26 protein-coding genes are annotated in these 22,054 nt (G+C 43.4%); 7 read left to right on the top strand and 19 right to left on the bottom strand.

What is annotated here, in order from left to right; all coding sequences use genetic code 11:
* Window positions 1–273: 273 nt before the first annotated feature.
* From FTT86_RS03165 to rplM, 5 genes are all read right to left on the bottom strand, one after another.
* On the bottom strand, window positions 274–921 hold the full coding sequence (locus FTT86_RS03165) for a hypothetical protein (RefSeq protein ID WP_180180543.1): 648 nt from the start codon (window positions 919–921) through the stop codon (window positions 274–276).
* Between the two features lie 18 nt (window positions 922–939).
* Window positions 940–1,368, bottom strand: coding sequence for a ClpXP protease specificity-enhancing factor (locus FTT86_RS03160; protein WP_044111678.1), 429 nt, complete (start codon window positions 1,366–1,368; stop codon window positions 940–942).
* Between the two features lie 9 nt (window positions 1,369–1,377).
* The gene (locus FTT86_RS03155) at window positions 1,378–2,031 is read right to left on the bottom strand and encodes a glutathione S-transferase N-terminal domain-containing protein (RefSeq protein WP_180180542.1); all 654 of its coding nucleotides are present in this window, start codon (window positions 2,029–2,031) and stop codon (window positions 1,378–1,380) included.
* Window positions 2,032–2,362: 331 nt separating this feature from the next.
* Window positions 2,363–2,749, bottom strand: coding sequence for a 30S ribosomal protein S9 (rpsI, locus tag FTT86_RS03150; protein WP_004281681.1), 387 nt, complete (start codon window positions 2,747–2,749; stop codon window positions 2,363–2,365).
* A gap of 13 nt (window positions 2,750–2,762) precedes the next feature.
* Window positions 2,763–3,191 (bottom strand): 50S ribosomal protein L13, encoded by a 429-nt coding sequence (gene rplM / locus FTT86_RS03145; protein ID WP_004281682.1) that lies wholly within the window; start codon window positions 3,189–3,191, stop codon window positions 2,763–2,765.
* A gap of 305 nt (window positions 3,192–3,496) precedes the next feature.
* Between rplM and pdxA the strand changes: the two genes are divergently transcribed.
* Genes pdxA through FTT86_RS03130 form a run of 3 tightly spaced genes read left to right on the top strand, consistent with a single transcriptional unit; the run spans window position 3,497 to window position 6,163 of the window.
* Window positions 3,497–4,465 carry a 4-hydroxythreonine-4-phosphate dehydrogenase PdxA gene (pdxA, locus tag FTT86_RS03140; protein WP_180180547.1) on the top strand — a complete coding sequence of 323 codons (969 nt, stop codon included), beginning with the start codon at window positions 3,497–3,499 and terminating at the stop codon, window positions 4,463–4,465.
* Window positions 4,466–4,498: 33 nt separating this feature from the next.
* On the top strand, window positions 4,499–5,311 hold the full coding sequence (gene rsmA, locus FTT86_RS03135) for a 16S rRNA (adenine(1518)-N(6)/adenine(1519)-N(6))-dimethyltransferase RsmA (protein WP_180180541.1): 813 nt from the start codon (window positions 4,499–4,501) through the stop codon (window positions 5,309–5,311).
* 6 nt (window positions 5,312–5,317) lie between these two features.
* Complete coding sequence (locus FTT86_RS03130) at window positions 5,318–6,163, top strand: symmetrical bis(5'-nucleosyl)-tetraphosphatase (protein WP_180180540.1); 846 nt, start codon at window positions 5,318–5,320, stop codon at window positions 6,161–6,163.
* Window positions 6,164–6,215: 52 nt separating this feature from the next.
* Here the strand turns inward: FTT86_RS03130 and FTT86_RS03125 are convergent, their stop codons facing one another.
* The 8 genes from FTT86_RS03125 to FTT86_RS16045 all read right to left on the bottom strand — a co-directional run bounded on the left by FTT86_RS03125 (window position 6,216) and on the right by FTT86_RS16045 (window position 11,151).
* Entirely contained in the window at window positions 6,216–6,662 is a 447-nt protein-coding gene (locus tag FTT86_RS03125; RefSeq protein ID WP_180039099.1) for a DUF2147 domain-containing protein, read from the bottom strand.
* 147 nt (window positions 6,663–6,809) lie between these two features.
* Window positions 6,810–7,259 carry a DUF2147 domain-containing protein gene (locus FTT86_RS03120; protein WP_180180539.1) on the bottom strand — a complete coding sequence of 150 codons (450 nt, stop codon included), beginning with the start codon at window positions 7,257–7,259 and terminating at the stop codon, window positions 6,810–6,812.
* 60 nt (window positions 7,260–7,319) lie between these two features.
* Entirely contained in the window at window positions 7,320–7,769 is a 450-nt protein-coding gene (locus tag FTT86_RS03115) for a DUF2147 domain-containing protein (RefSeq protein ID WP_005248004.1), read from the bottom strand.
* A gap of 203 nt (window positions 7,770–7,972) precedes the next feature.
* Window positions 7,973–8,419, bottom strand: coding sequence for a DUF2147 domain-containing protein (locus FTT86_RS03110; protein ID WP_004281689.1), 447 nt, complete (start codon window positions 8,417–8,419; stop codon window positions 7,973–7,975).
* Between the two features lie 86 nt (window positions 8,420–8,505).
* Window positions 8,506–9,180 (bottom strand): LrgB family protein, encoded by a 675-nt coding sequence (locus FTT86_RS03105; RefSeq protein ID WP_044111685.1) that lies wholly within the window; start codon window positions 9,178–9,180, stop codon window positions 8,506–8,508.
* A 9-nt stretch (window positions 9,181–9,189) separates the two neighbouring features.
* Complete coding sequence (locus tag FTT86_RS03100; RefSeq protein ID WP_004281691.1) at window positions 9,190–9,561, bottom strand: hypothetical protein; 372 nt, start codon at window positions 9,559–9,561, stop codon at window positions 9,190–9,192.
* A 40-nt stretch (window positions 9,562–9,601) separates the two neighbouring features.
* Window positions 9,602–10,942 (bottom strand): ribosome rescue GTPase HflX, encoded by a 1,341-nt coding sequence (hflX, locus tag FTT86_RS03095; RefSeq protein ID WP_180180538.1) that lies wholly within the window; start codon window positions 10,940–10,942, stop codon window positions 9,602–9,604.
* A gap of 77 nt (window positions 10,943–11,019) precedes the next feature.
* Window positions 11,020–11,151: a hypothetical protein gene (locus FTT86_RS16045; RefSeq protein WP_257229617.1), complete on the bottom strand. Its 132-nt coding sequence runs from the start codon at window positions 11,149–11,151 to the stop codon at window positions 11,020–11,022.
* A gap of 189 nt (window positions 11,152–11,340) precedes the next feature.
* Between FTT86_RS16045 and FTT86_RS03090 the strand changes: the two genes are divergently transcribed.
* The gene (locus FTT86_RS03090) at window positions 11,341–12,150 is read left to right on the top strand and encodes a 1-acyl-sn-glycerol-3-phosphate acyltransferase (protein ID WP_180180537.1); all 810 of its coding nucleotides are present in this window, start codon (window positions 11,341–11,343) and stop codon (window positions 12,148–12,150) included.
* 36 nt (window positions 12,151–12,186) lie between these two features.
* On the opposite strand, the gene FTT86_RS03085 is transcribed toward FTT86_RS03090, so the two are convergent.
* Window positions 12,187–13,821 (bottom strand): phospholipase D family protein, encoded by a 1,635-nt coding sequence (locus tag FTT86_RS03085; protein ID WP_180180536.1) that lies wholly within the window; start codon window positions 13,819–13,821, stop codon window positions 12,187–12,189.
* Window positions 13,822–13,922: 101 nt separating this feature from the next.
* Between FTT86_RS03085 and FTT86_RS03080 the strand changes: the two genes are divergently transcribed.
* Window positions 13,923–14,933 (top strand): metallophosphoesterase, encoded by a 1,011-nt coding sequence (locus tag FTT86_RS03080; RefSeq protein WP_180180535.1) that lies wholly within the window; start codon window positions 13,923–13,925, stop codon window positions 14,931–14,933.
* 24 nt (window positions 14,934–14,957) lie between these two features.
* Here FTT86_RS03080 and FTT86_RS03075 read toward each other — a convergent pair whose 3' ends face one another.
* From FTT86_RS03075 to FTT86_RS03065, 3 genes are all read right to left on the bottom strand, one after another.
* A complete protein-coding gene (locus FTT86_RS03075; RefSeq protein ID WP_180180534.1) occupies window positions 14,958–15,359 on the bottom strand; it encodes a hypothetical protein in 402 nt (133 codons plus the stop codon).
* A gap of 133 nt (window positions 15,360–15,492) precedes the next feature.
* A complete protein-coding gene (locus FTT86_RS03070) occupies window positions 15,493–16,800 on the bottom strand; it encodes an MFS transporter (protein ID WP_004281697.1) in 1,308 nt (435 codons plus the stop codon).
* A gap of 142 nt (window positions 16,801–16,942) precedes the next feature.
* Complete coding sequence (locus tag FTT86_RS03065; protein WP_180180533.1) at window positions 16,943–17,587, bottom strand: hemolysin III family protein; 645 nt, start codon at window positions 17,585–17,587, stop codon at window positions 16,943–16,945.
* Window positions 17,588–17,689: 102 nt separating this feature from the next.
* On the opposite strand from FTT86_RS03065, the gene FTT86_RS03060 reads away from it, so the two are divergent.
* Both FTT86_RS03060 and FTT86_RS03055 read left to right on the top strand, forming a co-directional pair.
* A complete protein-coding gene (locus tag FTT86_RS03060; RefSeq protein WP_180180532.1) occupies window positions 17,690–18,913 on the top strand; it encodes an SAM-dependent methyltransferase in 1,224 nt (407 codons plus the stop codon).
* On the top strand, window positions 18,907–19,338 hold the full coding sequence (locus FTT86_RS03055; protein WP_180180531.1) for a GNAT family N-acetyltransferase: 432 nt from the start codon (window positions 18,907–18,909) through the stop codon (window positions 19,336–19,338). Before FTT86_RS03060 ends, FTT86_RS03055 begins: the two co-directional genes overlap by 7 nt.
* Window positions 19,339–19,407: 69 nt before the next feature.
* Here FTT86_RS03055 and FTT86_RS03050 read toward each other — a convergent pair whose 3' ends face one another.
* Together FTT86_RS03050 and FTT86_RS03045 are read right to left on the bottom strand one after the other, a co-directional pair.
* A complete protein-coding gene (locus tag FTT86_RS03050; protein ID WP_005106128.1) occupies window positions 19,408–19,755 on the bottom strand; it encodes a hypothetical protein in 348 nt (115 codons plus the stop codon).
* 160 nt (window positions 19,756–19,915) lie between these two features.
* The gene (locus FTT86_RS03045; protein WP_180180530.1) at window positions 19,916–22,051 is read right to left on the bottom strand and encodes a 3-hydroxyacyl-CoA dehydrogenase NAD-binding domain-containing protein; all 2,136 of its coding nucleotides are present in this window, start codon (window positions 22,049–22,051) and stop codon (window positions 19,916–19,918) included.
* Between the last annotated feature and the right edge of the window lie 3 nt (window positions 22,052–22,054).

Here is a 22,054-nt window from a genome sequence, read left to right as displayed (position 1 = left end):
TGTTCCATTTTAGAGATTTGTTTAAGATAAGATATAACTCATTGAGATGTGTCATAGTATTCGTCGTTAGAAAACAATTATTGTGACATTATTTCAATGAGTTATCTATTTTTGTCGTGTACAGAGAGTCTTTTTAGTAGAAGGATGATTCGCGTTAATATGACTAGTGTTATCCGGTCGATATAGTTTGATCTAAAAGATTTTACAGTCCTATCTTATAAATCCTAAAAAATAAAAAACCAGCGAATCGCTGGTTTTTTATTGCAGATTATTTTAGCCAAACACACGCATTACGGCTGCGATTAATACCCAAAGAATGGCAATCGCTACGATGGGTTCAACAATCTTTGCCCATGTTGGGGTATTGATAACAATGACTTCTTCGACATCTTGATGCTGCTGATTCTGGCTTACCATTTGATTAAACTCCTTCATTGATGCTTCCAATGATAGCTCTTCTTGCACAATTGGTTTAGAGCCTTTGAGTTCTGTTAGCTTGTTTGTTGTCCAAACCCAATCATCTGCTTGACCAGATAAATGTTCAATTTGCCCGGTCAGTAATTCCTGAATGCTATGGATATTATGGTTGCCGGTATCATGCAGTTGTTTTAATTCAATAAGCTGTAAATGAAAAATTTCTGAAGTGCTGTGCTCAAGCTGGGCTCGATCCAGAGTGGATTGATTTTCCGGACTGGTAGCGAGATGACGCACGATTTCCAGGATATATAATTCATCAGGATGATTGATTTCATTATAAATTTTTTGTGGGTTATGACGCCATTCAGTAATAAGTTTTCCTAAAGTTAAGGCATTGATTTCTGATATATATTTTCGTCTTTCTTCTTTTGTATATTCTTTTAGAAGCTCAGGCTTTTGAGTCTCTATCTGTTCAACAAAATATTGTACTAAATCAAAAGCCATTCACTTGCTCCATTATTTTTAATCTAATAGTCTTAAAGTCGGTTTTTTCTTTGGTTGTTCAGTTTGTTCTTCAGTGCTTGATTTTAAAGCATCTTCATCATTTTGTGTATGCTCATATTCACCTGGATCAAAGAATAAACCTTGACCATTTTCACGTGCATAAATACCGAGTACTGCTGCCATAGGCACATAAATATCACGAGAAACGCCACCAAAGCGAGCCGAGAAGCTAATGGCATCATTGCTCATATGCAGCGCATGCACGGCATGTGGCACAATATTCAGAACAATCTGTCCATCTTTAATAAACTGCTCAGGAACCATGGTATTTGGGCGTGTGGCATCCACCAGCAGGTAAGGCGTCATATTGTTATCGCAAACCCACTCATAGATTGCACGTGCCATATAGGGACGGGTAGGGCTAAGGCTGAATTCTTGTTCGGACATGATGTTTCTCTACGGATGCTTGAGTTGCGCTGAATAACGGTTCTTTTCCTGCAATGTCATGGATTTTACAAAGGCAGGACGACTAAAAATTCGTTGGCAATATAAATAAAACGGACGGCATTGCTGCTGTGGTAATTCTACGCCCATCTGTTTCAGACGGATAAAAATTGGTGCCAACATACAATCCAGGATACTAAATTGTTCAGACATAAAATAGGGAAAATGCTGGAATAGTGGCATTAGTGAAATCAGGATATCCTGTAACTGCTTTTGTGCCTGAGTTCTGGCTTTCTTATCCAGCGTATCAGGATGGCGTAACATGAGATCAGCCAGTTTCAGCCAGTCATTTTCAAAGCGCCAGATGTATTGTCGTTGCTCTGCCCGGGGCATCGGAGCATCGGCATACAGTTTATTCTGACGATAACGATCATCTACATATTCTGAGATAATAGAAGTATTAAATAATTTAAGTTCATTTTCGATCAGCATCGGCAATTGATTATAAGGATTGAGACTGGCCAGATCCTCATCATCGGCATCCACCAAAATCAGGTTATATTTAATCTGTTTTTCGGTAAGCACATAGCGAATCCAATGGGAACGAAAGTCATCGGCATGACTATAGAGAGTGATTCCTTGAAGAGGCGCGCTTTCGACTGACATAAATCCTGATGAGCTTCTAATGAATAGACTAGGATACTAAAATTCAACCTAAAAAGCACCAAGCATCAAAGATCAATCGGCTTGAGCCAAGGTAGATTATAAGAAAAACAACTGGAGGAAAATAAGATGCTGATCAAGCTTCCTGTCATTTTGCTGTTTATCTGTATTGGGATCGCAAATTATTATTTGATGAAGTCATTCTGGTGTCACGAAGGGGTATGGGGTAAGGATGTACATGAACAATAACAAGAAAAAAGTTCTAAATGACCCACTAACCGCCATAAAAAAACCCTGGAAAATCCAGGGTTTTTTGTCCGATTCGGTAAACGAATTAACGTTTAGAGAACTGAGGACGTTTACGAGCTTTACGTAAACCAAGTTTCTTACGTTCAACTTCACGAGCATCACGAGTAACGAAACCAGCTTGACGAAGAGCAGGTTTTAAAGTTTCGTCAGAAGCGATCAATGCACGAGTAATACCGTGACGGATAGCGCCTGCTTGACCACCAATACCACCACCAGCAACAGTGATGTAAAGGTCATATTTGTCAGTAGCTTCAAGAAGCTCAAGTGGTTGGTTAACAACCATACGAGCAGTTTCACGACCGAAATACTGTTCAAGAGTACGGTTGTTAATTACGAGTTTACCAGTACCAGCTGATAGGAAAACACGTGCAGTTGCGGTCTTACGGCGACCTGTACCATAATTAGTAGCCATGTGCTGTTATCCCTTAGATGTCCAAAACTTGTGGCTGTTGAGCAGCGTGTGGATGCTCAGTACCTGCATACACTTTCATTTTCTTGATCATTGCATAACCAAGAGGACCTTTAGGTAACATACCTTTAACAGCTTTTTCTAGAACTGCTTCTGGTTTGTGAGCGATTAACTTTTCAAAGTTAGTCTCACGGATACCACCAGGGAAACCAGTGTGGCGATAGTATTTCTTATCTTGTGACTTTTTACCAGTCACAGTGATTTCTTCAGCATTGATAACAACGATGTAGTCGCCAGTGTCAACGTGAGGAGTATAAGAAGTTTTATGCTTACCGCGTAAACGACGAGCGATTTCAGTCGCAAGGCGACCTAAAGTTTTGCCAGAAGCATCAACAACGTACCAGTCGTGTTGAACTTCAGCTGGCTTAGCGCTGAGAGTTTTCATTAAACCACTACCTATTATAGTTGGTTTGGACTATGGAATCTGTCCAAACTAAAGGAGACGCGATTCTAAACGAATACATGAAGAATCACAAATGAAAATTAAAATTTCAAGCGCTGTATTTTATCTAATCTCCCTGATGAAAGAAAGACCTAAGCCTTTATATGCTACAAAAACTGCAACTATATTTGTAACCATAGTTTCAATGGTATCAAAATATTGATTTATAAGTACTCTTTGCAATGATTACTACAGCGTAGGCGTGATCGGGTTATAATATTTCTCAGCTTTGCCAAATTGAGAAGATGATGCTGCCTTTATATGTCACCAGTGGGGAACCTGCCGGAATTGGTCCTGATATTTGCCTGAGTCTTGCAGATCGTGTTGATGAGCGCCCAATTGTGGTATTGGCGGATATTCATATGCTCGAGCAACGTGCTCAGGTACTCAAATTATCGGTTGAGCTGATTGAATATCAAGGACAGGAGTCATCTTCAGGCATCGGTCAGCTATTTGTAGAGCATGTTCCCGTGCAGCAAGACGTCGTATTGGGTGAGCTGAATCCGAACAATGCGGCTTATGTACTGGAGCAACTGCGTCGATCCGCAGACTATGCCATGTCAGGAAAAAGTATCGGCGTCGCGACTGCGCCTGTACAAAAGTCCGTGATAAATGAAGCGGGCATTTCTTTTAGTGGTCATACCGAGTATTACCAGGAATTTGCTGGTGTTCCACGTGTAGTCATGATGCTGGCCACCAAAACTTTACGCGTGGCCTTGGCCACTACCCATCTTCCGCTTCGTGCCGTGGCAGATGCGATTACGCCTGAACGCTTGCATCAGGTGATTGATATTCTGATTCACGACCTGAAATCCAAATTCAAGATTGAACAGCCGAATATACTGGTTTGCGGTTTAAATCCGCATGCCGGGGAGGGCGGTTATTTGGGGATGGAAGAAATTGAAGTGATCAATCCGGTACTCGAAAGCTATCGTGCCCAAGGGATCAACATGAGTTTAAGCCTACCTGCTGATACTTTATTTACTCCAGAAAACCTAAAAGATGCTGATGCTGTTCTGGCGATGTATCACGATCAGGGCTTACCTGTGTTAAAATCACAGGGCTTTGGTGAAGCCATTAATATTACCCTCGGCTTACCGTTTATTCGAACTTCTGTTGATCATGGCACAGCACTCTCCCTTGCGGGGACGGGACTTGCGAAAAGTTCCAGCCTGCACGTTGCTGTCGATTTAGCCCTCGATCTGGCGCGCCACTGATTATTGTTCATCACTCACGTTGGAAATGTTTTTATGTATCAAATTAATGCCTTAAACCCAAAAGATGAAGGGCATCAGGCTCGAAAAAGATTTGGTCAAAACTTTTTACATGACCAGCGTGTCATTGCCAAAATTGTACGCTCAGTCAATCCGCGTCCAGGTCAGAACATTCTAGAAATTGGCCCGGGTCTGGCCGCTTTGACTTCACCTTTAATTGGTGAATGTGATGCCTTAACCGTACTTGAGCTGGATCGTGATCTGGCTGCTGGCCTGCCGGGTCGTGTGCCGCATCCTGAACGTTTAACCATTATTGAAGCCGATGCATTGAGATATGATTATTCTCAATTGTTCCAGGAAGATCGTCCATTACGTGTCGTCGGTAACTTGCCCTATAATATTTCAACGCCACTGTTATTCCATCTCTTGGAATTTGGTGACAAAGTGCAAGACATGCATTTCATGCTGCAAAAAGAAGTGGTAGACCGCATTACCGCATCACCCAATACCAAAGAATATGGCCGTCTGTCGGTGATGATTCAATATTTCTGTAAACCGACTTTCTTGTTCGAAGTGCCACCTGGATCTTTTAATCCGCCTCCAAAAGTAACTTCTGCGGTATTCCGTTTAGAGCCTTATAAAGTTAAACCGATTGTGGCGAAGAATGAAAAAGCGCTGGCACGTCTGGTATCTCATGTATTTACCCAGCGTCGTAAAACCTTGCGTAACAGCTTGAAGGGTATGTTGGTCGAAGAGGGTTTTGAAAAAGCGGGTGTTGACCCGATGGCACGTCCAGAAACCCTGACCCTTGAACAGTTTGTTGCACTTTCAGATCAAATGCTGGCTTAAATTACGATGAACCGTACTGCTCGATATAATTATGTGATTGGTGATGTTCAAGGCTGTTTTGAGGCTTTGAAAGCTTTGCTTAAAGAAATCAAGTTTGATGCAGATCGGGATTTTATCTGGTTTGCCGGAGATTTGGTTGCACGTGGTGAAAACTCAATTGCAGCATTGCGGTTTATCAAAAAGCTGGCTGAGCAAGGTGCGGCTGCGACGGTCTTGGGAAATCATGATTTGACTTTGCTGGCTTATGCCCGCGGCATCAAACCGGTGAAAGAAAAAGACAATGTCCGTGATGTGATTGATGCGATCGACAGTGATGACTTGATTGAATGGCTGCGCAAACAGCCAATGTGTCTATTTCCAAATGAGCAGACTGTTCTGACGCATGCTGGGATCCCGAATATCTGGAGTGCAGAAAAAACTGCTCAATTGGCACAAGAAGTTGAAGCAATCATTGCTCATGATGACTTTGAGGTGCTGGATGATTTCCTGAAAGAAATGTTTGGGAAAGAACCAGCACTCTGGTCGGATCAGCTACAAGGCCATGAACGTATTCGCTGTATCGTGAATTACTTGACCCGTATGCGTTTAACCGATGTAGAGGGACGTCTGGAATACAGCTTTAAAGATGCGCTGGATGATCCAATGCCGGAAGGTTTTAAACCTTGGTTTGAGTTTGAATCACAGGCTGCGAAAAGTCATCAGATCCTGTTTGGTCACTGGGCCGCCTTGAATGGTAAAACCATTTCGAACAAGATTCAGAATGTAGATGGCGGTTGTGTCTGGGGTAATCAACTGATGGCATTCCGCCTAGAAGATCAGCAGATGTTTGCAGTAGATAATCCGGTGATGTAAGTAAAGCTATTAAAAAAGCCACGTGATTACGTGGCTTTTTTAGTTTTAAAATTTAGTCTGCTCGAATCCAGGTCTGGTTACGGCCTAGAACTGAAACGCCTATGCTGGCACGTAAGGTTAAACGTTTACCGGTATTGTTTAAACGCATTTTTGCATCATAAATTTTACCTGCCAATGGATCGATAATACGACCTTTATCATAGTTCTTGGTGCCTTCAACCAGTTTTAGGCCTTTTAAAATGGTCATGCCTAAAATAGGCTGATTGGTATAAGGTGCAGGGCAGTTATTGCATTTTTCACGTGGATTATAGTCTGGGCGAGGCGTGATTTTTACAATTTTGCCTGAATAGGTATTATTTGCTTCTTTGCTAATGACGATAATCGCTTTAGCCGCCCCCGTTTTATCATCAATTTGTTGCCAGGTCCCGGTAATATCGTTTGCCCACAAATTCGTCATACATCCTGCTGTAAGCGCGGCAAGTAATATTTTTTTAAACATAGAGAGTCATTCCAAAGAATTTTTATCATCGCCCGCTCATGTTAGAAATCTTACTAAAATAGTCAACACTTATCTGAATACTATAGAGTTGATACACTAAAAAAAGCTGCCAATTTGGCAGCTTTTTTGAATAATGAGAATTAGGTATTAATCTTGGCGAATCCAGGTCTGGCTACGGCCTAAAGCGGACACACCCACATAACCACGCAAGGTTAAACGTTTACCATTGGCATTTAGACGCACTCGAGCGTCATAAACTTTACCTGCCAATGGATCAATCACTTTACCTTTTTCATAATTGTTGGTGCCTTCCACATGTTTTAAGCCAGTCAATACATCCATGCCCATGATCGGCTGATTGGTATAAGGCGCGGGACATTTATTGCAGGTCTTTTGTGGAGTATAGCCTGGACGTGGAGTCACTTTGATAATTTTTCCAGCAAAAGTTCCATTATCATTTTGACGAATTTCAATAATTGCTTTTGGTGAGCCGGTTTTATCATCAATTTGCTGCCAGATGCCCGTCAGATCCTGTGCATAAGCAGTCCCAGTTATCAGTGCAGCGATGAACATTAATCCTAATTTAGTTTGTTTCATTATATTTATGCCTTTTTTATAGATGAATAAAATATCCCCAACACAAAAGTGCTGTTTTTATTAATCCTGGCGAATCCAGGTTTGTGTGCGACCAATCGCAGAGATCCCGATATATCCACGTAAAGTCAGTCGTTTCCCATTGGCAGAAATCCGCCCTTTTAAATCATAAATTTTGCCGGTGAGTGGATCGAGTACCCGGCCATGTGCATAGTTATTTTTGGTGGTGGGTTTCAGTCCTTTAATAACGTCTAATCCCAAAATCGGTTTATCGGTATAAGGTGATGGACATTTGACACATTTTTCTCGTGGTGTATAACCTGGGCGAGGTGTGACTTTAGTAATCGTTCCGGTATAGGAGCCATCAGCCTGAGTTTTCATTTCAATCAATGCTTTAGGTGAGCCGGTTTTATCATCAATCTGTTGCCAGAGACCAGATAACTCCTGAGCAAAGGCCATAGAGCCTGTGAATAAAGAAGCTGAAAAAACAGTTAAAATTGCGATTTTATACATGCGATATCCTTATCCTTATTTTTTTATGAACATTCACCTAATTCCATGTGGTGAACGATGATGCAAACTACGTTAATACACTTTCATAATCTATATTGCATGAAAAAAGCATATGTTTAATATTCATACAACCTAATGCATTAAAATGCAAGTTTCTATCTACTAAAGCATAACTCCATCACATTTTTTTAATTAAGCAGGAATTAATCCTGCTTAATCCAGGTTTGACTACGGCCAAGCGCTGATACCCCGATATAACCACGTAGAATAAGACGTTTCCCATTGGCACTTAATTTTGCTTTGGTGTTATAAAGATTCCCTGATAATGGATCAAGCAGCTTGCCTTGAGCAAAACTGTTATTGCCAACGTGCTTTAAGCCAGTGAGCACATCCAGGCCGAGAATAGGTTTATTGGTATAAGGTGCAGGACAGGACACACAGTTTTCTTTCGGGGTATATCCAGGACGCGGGGTGATTTTTGTGATCTTGGCAGCATAGACGCCGGAAGCCGTCTCACGAATTTCCAGGAATGCTTTAGGTGAACCAGTTTTGTCGTCAATATTTCTCCATGTCCCTGAAAGGTCAGAGGCCAAAGCCAGATGGCTGAAAGAGGCTAAAAGTAAAGTTGAAAAAAATTGAACCTTATTCATATATCTGTTCCTAGGTTGGATTAGTGTTCTTACTCTATAGTAAGAACGATTACCACACAAAACAAATGAATAATTTGATTCACTAGTCACATTTTTTGCAAATAAAGTATAAAAGTTGGCAACCAGATTGCGGTAAAGACCGCATTTACCGCCATGCCAAAAGCAGCATAACGACCTGCAACACTGCCGCGTTGCCAGGCCTGAGCTGTACCAATAGCATGTGCGGCCAGTCCTAAAGCCAGTCCGGAAGCGCGCTCATCATTGATATGTCTCAGAATAAATGGAGAAAAAGCTGCACCAATCACACCAGAAAGAATCACGATCAGAATGACCATGCTGATGGGTGCATCCAGCAGGGTGGCAATATTAATCGCAATTGGAGTAGTCACGGCACGGGTAGCAAACGCCATAATGTCTGCAGAGGACATATGCAGCAGATAAGCCAGTCCCATCGGCAAGGCGACAGCACTAATACTGGCAAAAACTAAAATGCCGATAATGGCCTTGAGCGGCAGGTCATCATAGCGCATCGCGGCCAGAGGGATAGCCAATGCGACGGTCACATAGCCGAGTAAATGGTTAAAGAGTGGATTAACTTCATCCATGTAATTTTCATAGGGAATGCCTAGCACAAATAAAATCGCCAGTACAAAGAACATGCTGAACACGATGACGGGAATTTGCGGTATGAACCGGTTACAGGGTTTGGCAATCAGATAGGCGCTGAGCGTAACCGCAAAGCCATACAAAATAGATAACATGCGGAACTCCTATAACCAGCGCTTGGCCATTTTGGCGTAAATCCATAAAGGAATCAGGGTGCTGAAAAACATGATGAACAGAAAGGCCGGAATTTTCTGGCCCATATGTACCAGCATCATCAGTGCACCTGCACTGACAGGCAGGAAAGCAAAGGCGCTTTCCTTCATCAGTTTGTTATTGGTATCCACGAGGCGAGCGGGGAGTTTGCCAAAGTAGCGCCAGGTAAACAGCGCAATTAAAAGACTCAATAACCCGACCAGATTGCCTAATTCAGGATGATTCAGTTGGGTCATTAACCAGACCGAAGCTTCCCGAAAGACAATAATAAGTAACAGGGTGCCGATCCATGCTGGCCAATCTATTCGTTTTATCCAGTTCATTGCTATGATCTTTAATATTAATAAGTTTACTTATCAAGTTTTACTCGATCTTTGACTGGATTTCAAACGCTTCCAGTGGACGCTGAAATTGCTGCGCCTGTTTGCCTAGAATTTCATCTAAAGGTAAATGCGCCTGTTTAATCAACTGTTCCAGTTTTTGTGGGGCAATTCGAATATGCAGATGCAGTTGGCCTTCATCATCATAATGTTCAGACTGGATCACATTCAGACCATAGAGCTGGTTACGCAGCTTGCCGTAGGCAGGTTTCAGGATTAAATCGAAGGACTGTAGTTGCCCCATCAAGGACTCATGTACCGCTTTACGCAGCAGGTCGATACCTTCGCCAGTATGTGCCGAAACATAGACCCGTTCCGGTTCACCTGGACGTCGATAAATAATTTTGGCTTCTTCACCGCTACAGTCAATTTTATTGTAGACCTGAAGGATGGGAACATCGGCCCCAATTTCTTTCAGCACTTTGTCAACGGCTTCAATCTGTTCCAGCATCTCTGGGCTACTTGAATCAATCACATGCAGTAACAGTGTGGCTTCAACGGTTTCTTCCAGCGTTGCCTTAAAGGATTCTACCAGTGAATGGGAAAGATTACGGACAAAACCTACCGTATCGGCCAGTACCAGATTGCCGATTCCATCCCATTCTAGACGCCGTAAGGTTGGGTCCAAAGTGGCAAACAGCTGATCGGCTGCATAAACATCGCTGTTGGCGAGTAAGTTAAACAGGGTCGACTTGCCGGCATTGGTATAACCGACTAAAGATACTGTTGGAACAGCTGCTTTTTGACGGGCAACACGGCCTTGCATCCGGGTTTGGCGGACTTTATCAATACGTGCCTTGAGTTGCCCCATACGGATACGTAGCAAGCGCCGATCTGTTTCCAGCAGGGTTTCACCCGGACCACGCAAACCGATCCCGCCTTTCTGGCTATCGAGATTGCCACGACTACGAATCAAGCGCGAAGATAAATGCTGTAATTGTGCCAGTTCAACTTGCAGCTTGCCTTCGTAGGTACGTGCACGCTGGGCAAAAATATCCAGAATCAGTTCGGTACGATCTACCACGCGGCATTTGATTACCTGTTCCAGGTTCCGGGCTTGAGCAGGGGTTAAGGCATGATCAAAAATGACCAGATTGGCATCTAGTTCTTTTACACGTTCGGCAATTTCTTCTGCCTTGCCGGAGCCGATAAAAAATTTGGCATCAGGTTTAACCCGCTGAGCATGAATATGTTCCAGAATTTCGGCATCTGCAGACTGTGCCAGCAAACGAAACTCTTCAGCATCAAGGTCATCCAGCATTTGTACGCTGACACTCACCAGAATGACGCGCTCTTTCCCTCGATGTTGTTGTAAATATTCCACTCAGGCTCATCTCCACTTGAAAACTTTAGTGTAGTTGAAAAAAGGCTGTGCAGATACTGAATTAGCGCGGCTTTGGTTTAAAGTGCGCTGATAAACAGTTGTACAAGTGTTACCAGTACCACGGCATAGATGAAAGTGCCGCCCAAAATATATTTGAGCACTTGTAAAGGTTGAGGTGTGTCGTTCGCGGGCTGGGTTTGATCTGGCATGGCTACGATCCTTTTCAATCTAATATTTCGATAGTTTTAGTTTGAATGATTTTTTAATCCAATTAAAATTGAAGATATAGATGTTATTGGTCGATTTTTATTATCAATGCAAGTTGCGAATGAACAGTATAGAATGAGTTTAATTCGTGGATATTCCCTGTATCTCGCTTAGGATTTAATGACGTTTTTATGAATTCAACTGTACAAAACCAGACTCCAGATATCGAAGGCTTGGCCAAGTTTTTTCTGTATAGCCGGAAAATTACCGCCTCATTGGCCACCATCAGTGAGGGGTTTTATTTGGTTTTTCGTCATGGCTTATATAAAAATCCGAATAAACCGACCAATACGCGCTATGTGCAACATTTTTGCCGCCAGTTATGCAAAGTATTCAATATCGAAGTGCAGGTGCATGGCGAGATTCCACGTGAACCCGCCTTATGGGTCAGTAATCATGTGTCTTGGCTGGATATTGCCGTTCTGGGTTCCGGAGCGCGCGTATTTTTTCTGGCGAAAGCAGAAATCGAGAACTGGCCGATTCTAGGCAAATTGGCCAAGGGTGGGGGTACCTTATTTATTAAACGGGGTTCAGGAGATTCCGTCAGGATTCGTGAACAAATTACCGGTTTTCTCAAACAGAATATTCCAGTGCTGTTCTTTCCTGAAGCGACGACTTCTGATGGGCGAGCCATCAAAAAAGTGCATGGCCGGATTTTAGGCGCCGCGATTGAAGCGCAGCGTCCTGTACAAATCTGTCTGATTTGTTATGTGAATCAGCAGGGCGAACTGGATATGGTTGCGCCGTTTGTCAATGACATCAGTTTTGCCGCCCATGTCAAAAAAGTACTGGAAATGCCGCAAGTCATTGCACATTTAGTGGCTTTACCTGCAATTGCCACTGAAGGGCATACGGTTGAAAGCCTCACCCGTGTGGTCCAGGAAAAAATGCAGACTGGCCTGGTTGAACTTCAGTCACGTGTATTAAAAAAGCCTCAATAAGAGGCTTTTTTGTGGTTTCTGTTCAAAGAATCCAGCTTACATAAAACCTTCAATTGGCAGCCAAGACACCAGTTTAAGGCTAGCTTTCTGATACCATTTCATTTTTGGTTCTTTGGTAAACGTTTGAACGTCACCATTGGCTTTCTTGATTTTCCAGTTAATGTTCTGATTCGCATCCAGCACCAGTTTATAAGCATATTTGCTTAAATTTTTGTCCATGGTGTCGTGTACTGCACGTGCCAAAGACGGACTGTTTAGCAATACGCCAATTTCAGTATTCAAATAGGCTGAACGCGGATCAAAGTTAAAAGAACCAATAAATACCTGTTTTTGATCCAGCGCCATTAACTTGGCATGCAGGCTAGAACGACTCAGTCCTTTCAAGCTGACTTTGGCTTTTTTCGAAATTTCCTCAGTATTGGCATTTAGGTGATTGGCTTCTGGCGCTGCTAAGAACTCATACAGCTGCACCCCATTTTTCAATAGATCCTGACGATATTTGGCGTAAAAAGCATGCACCACAGCAACGTCGTTGGCCTTAAAAGAGTTGGTCAGGACGCGAACCTTGATATTTTCATTCGTCAGTTTCTTTAAACGGTCTGCACCAATTTTTTCCGGAACAAAATAGGCAGAGACAATATCGACACTTTGTTCAGGTTTTTCCAGACGCTGTAATAACTGGAAATTCAGGTGTTCTTCGGTTTTGGCCTTGGCCTTGATTTTGCTCGGTGGATCTTTGACTACTTCGGCTTCCACCCAATCCAGCTGAATGTTTTGTTCCAGCCATTGGTCAAAGGCTCTGGAACGATTGGCCAGATCCAGATAATTTTGAGTGGCTGGATCCTGACTATGGGTTTCTAGCTGTTGTTTTAAGCTTGGAAAACGTAAGCCATGATGCCGTGGATTCACCACCTCTTGTACCGGATAGGCATAATCATCATTCCAGTATTCATCGAAGGAATGAATGATTTCATCCGATGCTGCACCGACCAGCATCACATCGACATCAGAGAACTGATAGCTTTCACTGACATTATAATACTGGTTACTCATATTGCGCCCGCCAATCAAGGCAATCTGGTTATCAGCAATAAAGCTTTTATTGTGCATGCGGCGGTTAATGCGCTTTAAATCCAGCACCATGTCCATGGCGCGGTATTTACGAAAGCGATAGGGATTATACAGTTTGACATCGATATTTTGATGCTGGTTTAAGGCCAGATAAATCCCTTCCATTTTCTTGGCATTATTGTCATCCATCAACAGGCGCACTTTTACGCCACGATCTGCTGCCTGAATAATCGCATGCAGGGCGAGGGCACCGATTCGGTCGTTATCCCAGATGTAATATTGCAGATCCAGACTGCGTTCCGCTTTATTAATCAGCTGAATCCGAGCAGCCAGTGCTTCAAGCGGATCATACAGCACGCGATAACCAGTCAACCCGATGTTCTGATCACGTAAAGGTTCAACAATTTGTGCCAGGCTGGTTTGCGATGTATCCGTTTCAAATGCCATCTGGCTTGGCTGTTCGGTTTGCTTGGGTAAGGTACTACACGCAGGCAGACCCAGAACCAGGCTACAGCTCAGTAAAATGCCAGCTTTATAGCGATGAGTGCGGATAAAACCTGAGGATTGAAGGTGAACTTGATCGCGGGGAGCTGTGGCCATATAAGTCGAAGAATGAAAAATTAGAATTGAGTATAATTGCCAGCTATGAAAAGATAAATATAAAGCCAGTAATCTGCTGCTCGACTGAATAAGGCCAATTTATGTGGGATTCGAATTCCGTACTGTTTTATTTTTATCTGGGGATGGCGATTTTAGCCATCTGGGCTGTGGCTCAGGCATGGTCGAGCCAATCACGTACCGAAACCATTCATCCCTTTAAAGCTTTTGGTCATTTGCTGGCGTTTTATCTTTCCTATTTATTAATCCCTTTGTTTTTCTTCAGTATTTATGCTGGATGGACGGGTTATTATTCACTGCATGAAGCCATTTTTGTATTTTTACTCAGTGGGGTTTTGACTTATGCACGCTTTATCGAGCCGCATTTAATTCAAGTGAAAACGACACAATATCAGATCAATGCAGATAAACGTTTAAAGCAGCCGGTGAAAATCGCCCTGATCGCAGACTTACATATCGGTCTTTTTTCGGGTCATGAGCGGCAGTTGCGACAAATTGTACACAAATTAAATCATATTCAACCTGATTTGGTGGTGGTTGCTGGCGACTGGACTTACGAGCCAGAAAATAAACTGGCACAGGAGCTGGCGGTTTTAAAAGAGATTCACGCTCCGGTCTATTCAGTCAATGGTAACCATGACGAGCAATATCCCGGACCGCCGATTCGCGAACTGTTGCACTATGCACTGCAAGTCAATCAGGTCATGGATATCGAAGGTCAAATTGTCGAATTTGATGAGTTTCGCCTTTTGGGCGTGGGTGATCTCTGGGCTGGAAAAGCCGATATGCGCAGTTTGCCAGACTTGCCTCAGGACAAGCCTTGGGTCATTCTTTCGCATAACCCGGATACGGTCGATATGATTCCCAAACTGCCGACGCGCCCTCTGATGCTGTCCGGGCATACTCATGGCGGACAGGTAGAGCTGCCTTGGCTAACTAATTACGTCATGAAAAAGGTTTCAATTTTGGGACATAAAAAGGGCATGTACCGCCATGAACATGCAGATGTGTTCGTTACTGTCGGTACCGGCTTGGTCGGTGTACCTTTCCGTTTTCGGGTGCCACCTACCATTGATATTATTGAACTGATCTAAATTCAGCCGGCATTCTGTACCGCGTTAACTGATGATCCAGACCAGAATCAGCAACACCGCCGCGATAGCCGCCATCATCCAGATTTTCTTTTCAATTTTGCGGGTTGGCACATTTTCACGTAATTGTTGCGCAGTGATTTCAGCTTCTGTCGGTGTACTCAAGCTAGGATGGGTGGGGATTTCCAGTGGCGGTGTCACCAGGTCAATATCACCGGCATCATCACTAAAGCGTGGACCTGTACTCTCATGCTTCATGACCACATCATGTTCCTGCACAATTTCATCAATCACTTGCAGCGCCTGAGCTTCATCCAAGGGTGTATTCTCGGTGATATAGCGAACAGCTTCTAATTTTTTATCATCTTCCAGCAAAATAATGATATTGACCAACTGCTCCTGCGAGAGGTATTCAATAAGATCCTGCATGGCCTTGCCTCATTTTTTTAAATTGAGTTCATTTGATTGTTGAGCAAATTTAACGAGATAAGTAGCCGAGTTTTGTTGTGAAATCATAAAAAAAGCCAGCATCAAGTGCTGGCTTTTGAATCAATCTAAAATCTTAGATCTGATTATTTACATCATCATTCTTGGTTTCACGAATCAGCAAAAACGCGACAAGTGACAGGATAGATGCTGCGGTCAGATAATAACCGACTGCAGACAAACCATAGGCTGTTGCCAGCTTGGTTGCGATTAACGGTGCAAATGATGCGCCGAAAATGCCTGCCAAGTTAAAGGTCAATGCAGAACCTGTGTAACGTACTGAAGTCGGGAAGATTTCAGACAATACAGTACCGATTGGCCCATAAGTTAAGCCCATGATCGCCAGACCAATACACAAGAACAGGAACACCACCAAGGTGCTGCCAGATTCAAGCATATCTGCAAAGAAGATACCGAAGATCGCAGAAATGACACATACCGCAATCGAAGTGGTCTTACGGCCAAATTTCTCAGCCAATACTGCTGAAAGCGGGATAAAGGCAGCAAAACATAGGGTTGCAACTAATTGCAATTGCAGGAATTCTTCACGAGAATAACCGAGTTGTTTTGTTCCCCATTGCAGCGCAAATACCGTAGTCAGGTAGAACACAACGAAAGTACAGATTGCAGCAATCGTACCCAGAACCAGCATACGAGAATGCTTTTTGAATACCTGAACAAAAGGAACATTCACTTCTTTCTGTTTATCCAGCACTTTCTGGAAAGCAGGGGTTTCATGCAATTTTAGACGAATCCATAAACCGACAATCACCAACAAGGCACTTGAGATAAACGGAATACGCCAGCCCCACGCCATAAAGTCAGCTTCAGACATGAAAGCGCCAAGGGTCAGGAAAGAACCTGTTGCCAGAATAAAGCCGATTGGAGCACCCAGTTGCGGGAACATGCCGTACCAGGCACGTTTGCCTTCCGGGGCATTTTCAGTTGCAAGAAGTACCGCACCTGACCATTCACCACCCAGACCCAAGCCCTGACCTAAACGGCACAGTGCAAGTAACAGTGGCGCAGCAATTCCGATTTGCGCATAAGTTGGCAATAGGCCAATCGCAACGGTTGAAATCCCCATAGTCAGCAAAGCAGCGACCAAGGTGGCTTTTCGTCCGATCCGGTCACCTAAATGACCAAATAATGCTGCACCAATCGGACGGGCAATAAAGGCAATGGCAAAAGTCGCAAGAGACTGAATGGTTGCGGTCATCGGATCTGTACTGGTAGGGAAGAACAGATACGGAAAAATAATGACAGCAGCGGTGGCATAAATATAAAAATCGAAGAACTCGATTGTGGTGCCTACCAAGCTCGCTGTTAAAACGCGAAATTTTGAATTTTGTGCTGGCTGAGCAGCAGAATTAGACGACGCCATGGAAAACCTTACACTTACTAAAAATAAAAAAACTTAGTTTTAAAAGCGTAATCTTTTTAAAAAAGGCGTAATTTTTTAAAAAAACAACTGCAATCTTCTCGCTTCAACTCGCTCAGGGTCACTGAAATGAAAAAGGAGATGATTAAATCACGTAAAGATAGATAGACAGAAAATGTGATCCTGCGCCTATCAATACAAATATGTGCCAGATAGCGTGGGTATATCTTACTCTTTTTAAAGCGTAAAACAATGCACCCACGGTATAAGCGAGTCCACCAATGATGAGAAAGGTTAAAGATTGAGCACTTAAATATTGCTGCATATCATCAATCACCAGTAGTGCCAGCCAGCCCATGGCCAGATAAGCCGCCAAAGAAAATTTCTGGAAACGATGAATGAAAACGAACTTGAAAAGTGTTCCAAGAATGGCAATCACCCACAGTGCAATCAATAAATACTGGGCTTTGGCGGTCGGAATGGCAATCGACAGGAAAGGAGTATAGGTTCCGGCGATTAAATAATAAATCGCAGTATGGTCGATTTTTTTATAAAAATAACGGCGGTCTGCTGCAGTGGCCATGTGGTAAAGCATGGAAGCAGAAAACAGCAGAATCATGCTGAGTGCATAAACCCACAGTCCAATCCATTGTCCAGTACTTAGGTAAGACCCTTTAATAATCAAAAGAATACCAGCAACAATAGACAGTCCGGCACCTACACCATGACTAATATAGTTAATCCGTTCCTCATTTTGATCATAATCTGGAACCAGTGGAGCATTCTGCATGATTGTCATTCTTTTTCAAATATACACTTGTATATTAATTCAATTTTGCTTTTAGGTTAAGAAGATTTAAACTTGATGCGCAATTCATTTCAGGTTTTATCTATGTCAACGTTGGCAACTCTCTCAGATCAGGAACAGCAATTCTTGGATACCTTTCAGCAAGCTGTTGAAAGGAATCAATTCGATCGCCTGATCTTAAGCCAGTATAAAGGTGAACTGCAGGATTTAGAGAAAATGACCTTGCGAGTCATTACATTAAATGAACAGCGCGTATTGAGCTGTCTATATCGTTACAAGACGCAGGATGTCACGAAAAATTATCCTTTAGATGAAGCATTATTCCAGGTTACTTCACTACTGGCGTGTTGCAAACAGGCCAATCTGATGACAGTAGATGAAGAATTACAGCTGAAAAAAAACAAGAAAAAAGCCATGTTAACGCGTAGCAAACATAAAGCCACGATGAATCAGGTGAAGCCTGCTGAACAAGGCCATGACCGGATTAAACAACGTTATGTCGATCAGGACAGCATCTTTCTCCAATATCTCGGTATTACCGATCAAAAAGCGCAAATCATTCCGAGCATGGCGCGTAAATGGAAGCAGATTAATAAGTTTGTAGAAATCTTCTCAGGTGCATTGGCACAGATTAAGCCACAGGCTGAAGGCCTGCTCGTGGTGGATTTTGGTTCGGGTAAGGGCTATCTGACTTGTGCTTTATATGACTATATGCAAAAACATGGTCAAACGCCGTATGTCACCGGGGTAGAGCTTAATCCGAAAATGGTTGAATTCTGCCAGAATGTCGCGCAGCAATCTGGTTTTGATCAGCTGGACTTTTTCCAGGGGGATGTCCGTACTTATGCACCGGAACGTCTGGATGTGATGATTGCCTTACATGCCTGTGATGTAGCAACAGATTTTGCGATTCATAGCGGGATTCGCCTGAATGCGCAGATGATCATGTGTGCACCGTGTTGTCATAAGGAATTGCGTCCGCAGTTGCAGGCGCCAAAAGTCCTCAGCCCGATGTTACAGTTTGGTATTCATGCCGGACAGCAGGCAGAAATGTTGACCGATACCATTCGTGCTTTACTGCTCAAAGCTTATGGTTATGAAACCAAAGTTTTTGAATTTGTGGCGCTGGAACATACCAGTAAAAATAAAATGATTCTGGCGACAAAACGTAAAGACTATCAACAACCTGATCAGGCGGTTCTGGCACAAATTCAGGCCTTAAAAGAGATGTATGGTATCCAGAAACATTCACTGGAATTGTTGCTCAATGACCAGTGGGATCAGCAGGGAATTGGTTCTAAATGCTAAATAGTCCAGAACTTAAAATAGTGTCCGGCAGCTGGAAAGATTTGACAGTGTATGCCAAAGCGATTCGTGAAGCCGTGTTTATTCAAGAACAGCATATTGCAGCTGAAGATGAGTGGGATGTTGAAGATGCAGTTGCTGTACATTTCATTGTTTTTCAGCAGGATCAGGCGATTGCTACAGCACGCTTATTGTCAAATAACAGTATCGGTCGGGTTGCAGTCCTAACCACAGCACGCGGTTTAGGTGTTGGTCAGCGCTTGATGCAGGCCGTGATTGACTATGCGCGTGCAGAGCAGCGTAAGTTGGTAAAGCTGTCTTCGCAAGTGCACGCCATTGGCTTCTATCAAGCGCTGGGATTTGAAGCTCAAGGTGATGAATATCTGGATTGTGGAATTCCGCATATTGATATGTATTTAAAGCTTTAATTTTCAGCCATTCAAATACGAAAAAGCGAGGCATTGACCTCGCTTTTTTATGCATAGACTGAATCTGGATCAGTGGCCATGTGCTGCATTTGAGCTGTGCTCGGCATTATCCATATTGGCATGTTCTTCAGCTGACATATTGTGTTCAGCGGCTGTCGTACCTGGATGAGCAGTATTGGCAGCTTCACGTGCTTCACGATCTGCTTGCGCTTTGGCAATGGCTTCTGGAGACATCGTCGGTGCATTTTTAAAAGCGTGTTGCTGGGTAGTTTGTTTATTTTGCTGGCTTGGCATGTAATCCGGTTCATTACTTATCGCGAGCCAAAAAATAAGCATAAATAATCCACCTAAAATACAGAAGATGATAAGTGCTTTCCAGCCCCAAGGAGATTTTTCAGGTGAACTGTGATCAGTCATAGGTCTTACCCACGTGGATATCAAACTTATGTAACTTTATAACATAAATTGATCAAAAAGCAGATCGAAATCTGTCATCAGATGAGTCTATCCAGTGCATTAAGCAAATCCAGAAGATAAAAAAGAGGAAACACGTTCCTCTTTTATTTAAGTGCCTAAGTTATTGAATCGGCTGGGCGTGTGCTGCGCGATCTTTGAGGAGTTGTGGGGCTTTGAAGCGTTCGCCATATTTATTTTCAAGTACTTTGGCACGGGTCACGGCTTTGGCTAAACCATACTGATTCAGGAATTGTACTGCACCGCCCGTCCAGGCGGCAAAGCCAATACCAAAAATGGAACCCACATTGGCATCGACCACGGATTCCAAAACACCTTCTTCTAGACAGCGAACCGTATCCAGTGCCTGTACAAACAGGAAGCGGTCAATCATTTCCTGTTCAGAAATATCGTTGTCTTTTTTCCAGTAGCTGAGACCAGACCAGAGCTGCTTTTTGGCATCGGCCGGATAATCATAAAAACCTTGGCCGGCAGCCTTACCTTTACGGTTAAATTCGTGAATCATGCTGTGAATCACGTCATCCGCAGGTGATTTAGTGATGGTCTGACCTTGTGCTTCTAAAGCTTTGTATCTTTCATTGGCCACATGTTCAGACAAGGTCAAGGATACTTCATCCTGAATTGCCAATGGGCCCACTGGCATACCGGCTTTGAGTGCAGCCATTTCAATTCGCGCTGGATGTACACCTTCTGCCAGCAGGCGTAAACCTTCCTGCACAAAGGTACCAAACACGCGGCTGGTAAAGAAACCACGGCTGTCATTTACCACAACCGGTAATTTGCCAATTTGCTGCACGAAATCGAAAGCTTTGGCCAGCGTTTCTGCCGAGGTATTTTTACCTTTGATAATTTCCACCAGCTGCATTTTATCGACCGGACTGAAGAAATGCAGGCCGATAAAGTTCTGATCATTTTTTGAAGCCTGGGCTAATTCTGTGATCGGCAGGGTCGAGGTATTCGAAGCCATTACGCCGTTGCTGGCAAGATATTGTTCTGCCTCTTGTGTAACTTGAGCCTTGAGCGTGGGATTCTCAAATACGGCTTCAATGATCAGGTCACAACCCGCTAGATCTTCATTCGATGCAGTTGTTTGAATCAGGCTTAAAAACTGATCTCGTTTCTCGGCTGATAAACGCCCTTGAGCGACTTTTTTATCCAGCAGTTTCTGGCTATAGGATTTGCCTTTTTCAGCCGCTTCTAATGAAATATCTTTCAGAACTACTGGAATGCCTGTGCTGGCAGTGGCATAGGCGATCCCAGCACCCATCATGCCTGCACCTAAAATACCGACTTTAGTGGCTTTCCACTTTTCAATATCTTGAGGGCGACTGGCACCGGACTTGATTGCATTCAGACCATGCCAGAAAGTGCCAATCATATTTTTAGAAATTTGACTGGTCGCCAAATAAGTAAAGTAACGCGATTCAATGGTCAGGGCAGTATCGACATCGACCTGTGCACCTTCTACCGCAGCCGACATGATCGCTTCAGGCGCAGGATAACAGCCTTTGGTTTTATCGCGCAGCATCGCCGGAGCAATTGCCAGCATCTGGGCAACTGCTGGTGTCGAAGGGCTACCACCCGGAATTTTATAGCCTTTTACATCGAATGGCTGCTGAGATTTTGGATTGGCTTTGATCCAGGCAATGGCCTTTTTCAACAGTTCATCGGTACTGTCTGCGACCTCATGAATCAGCCCTAAAGATTTAGCTTTATCGACTCCAAACTGTTTGCCTTCCATTAATAAAGGAAGGGCATTTTGCAGACCGAGCAGGCGGATGCTACGGACGATACCACCGCCACCTGGTAATAAACCCAGTGTGACTTCAGGCAGGCCAAATTTGCTTTTAGGGTCATTCAGGGCAATACGATGATGGGCACACAGGGCAATTTCCCAGCCACCGCCAAGCGCCGTGCCATTCAGTGCAGCAACCACAGGAATACCGCGAGTTTCGATATAGCGTAGTTTGGCTTTCATCTCTTCAATCATATTAAAGAATTCAGTTGCATGCTCAGGAGTGGCTTGAATCAGTTCATCCAGATCGCCGCCAGCAAAGAAAGTTTTTTTCGCTGAACGGAAAATAATCCCGGCAATATCTTCATCTGCTTGTAACTGGACAACGACTTCATCTAGTGCCGTGCGAAAGTCGGCATTCATGGTATTGGCAGACTGGTTTGGAGAATCAAACGTTAAAATAACAATATTATCTTCATTTTTTTGATATTGAATTGCGCTCATTAT

It is taken from the genome of Acinetobacter sp. YH01021, from assembly GCF_013420255.1.
Taxonomy (GTDB): Bacteria; Pseudomonadota; Gammaproteobacteria; order Pseudomonadales; family Moraxellaceae; genus Acinetobacter.
This window is presented reverse-complemented; position numbering and strand designations above follow the sequence as displayed.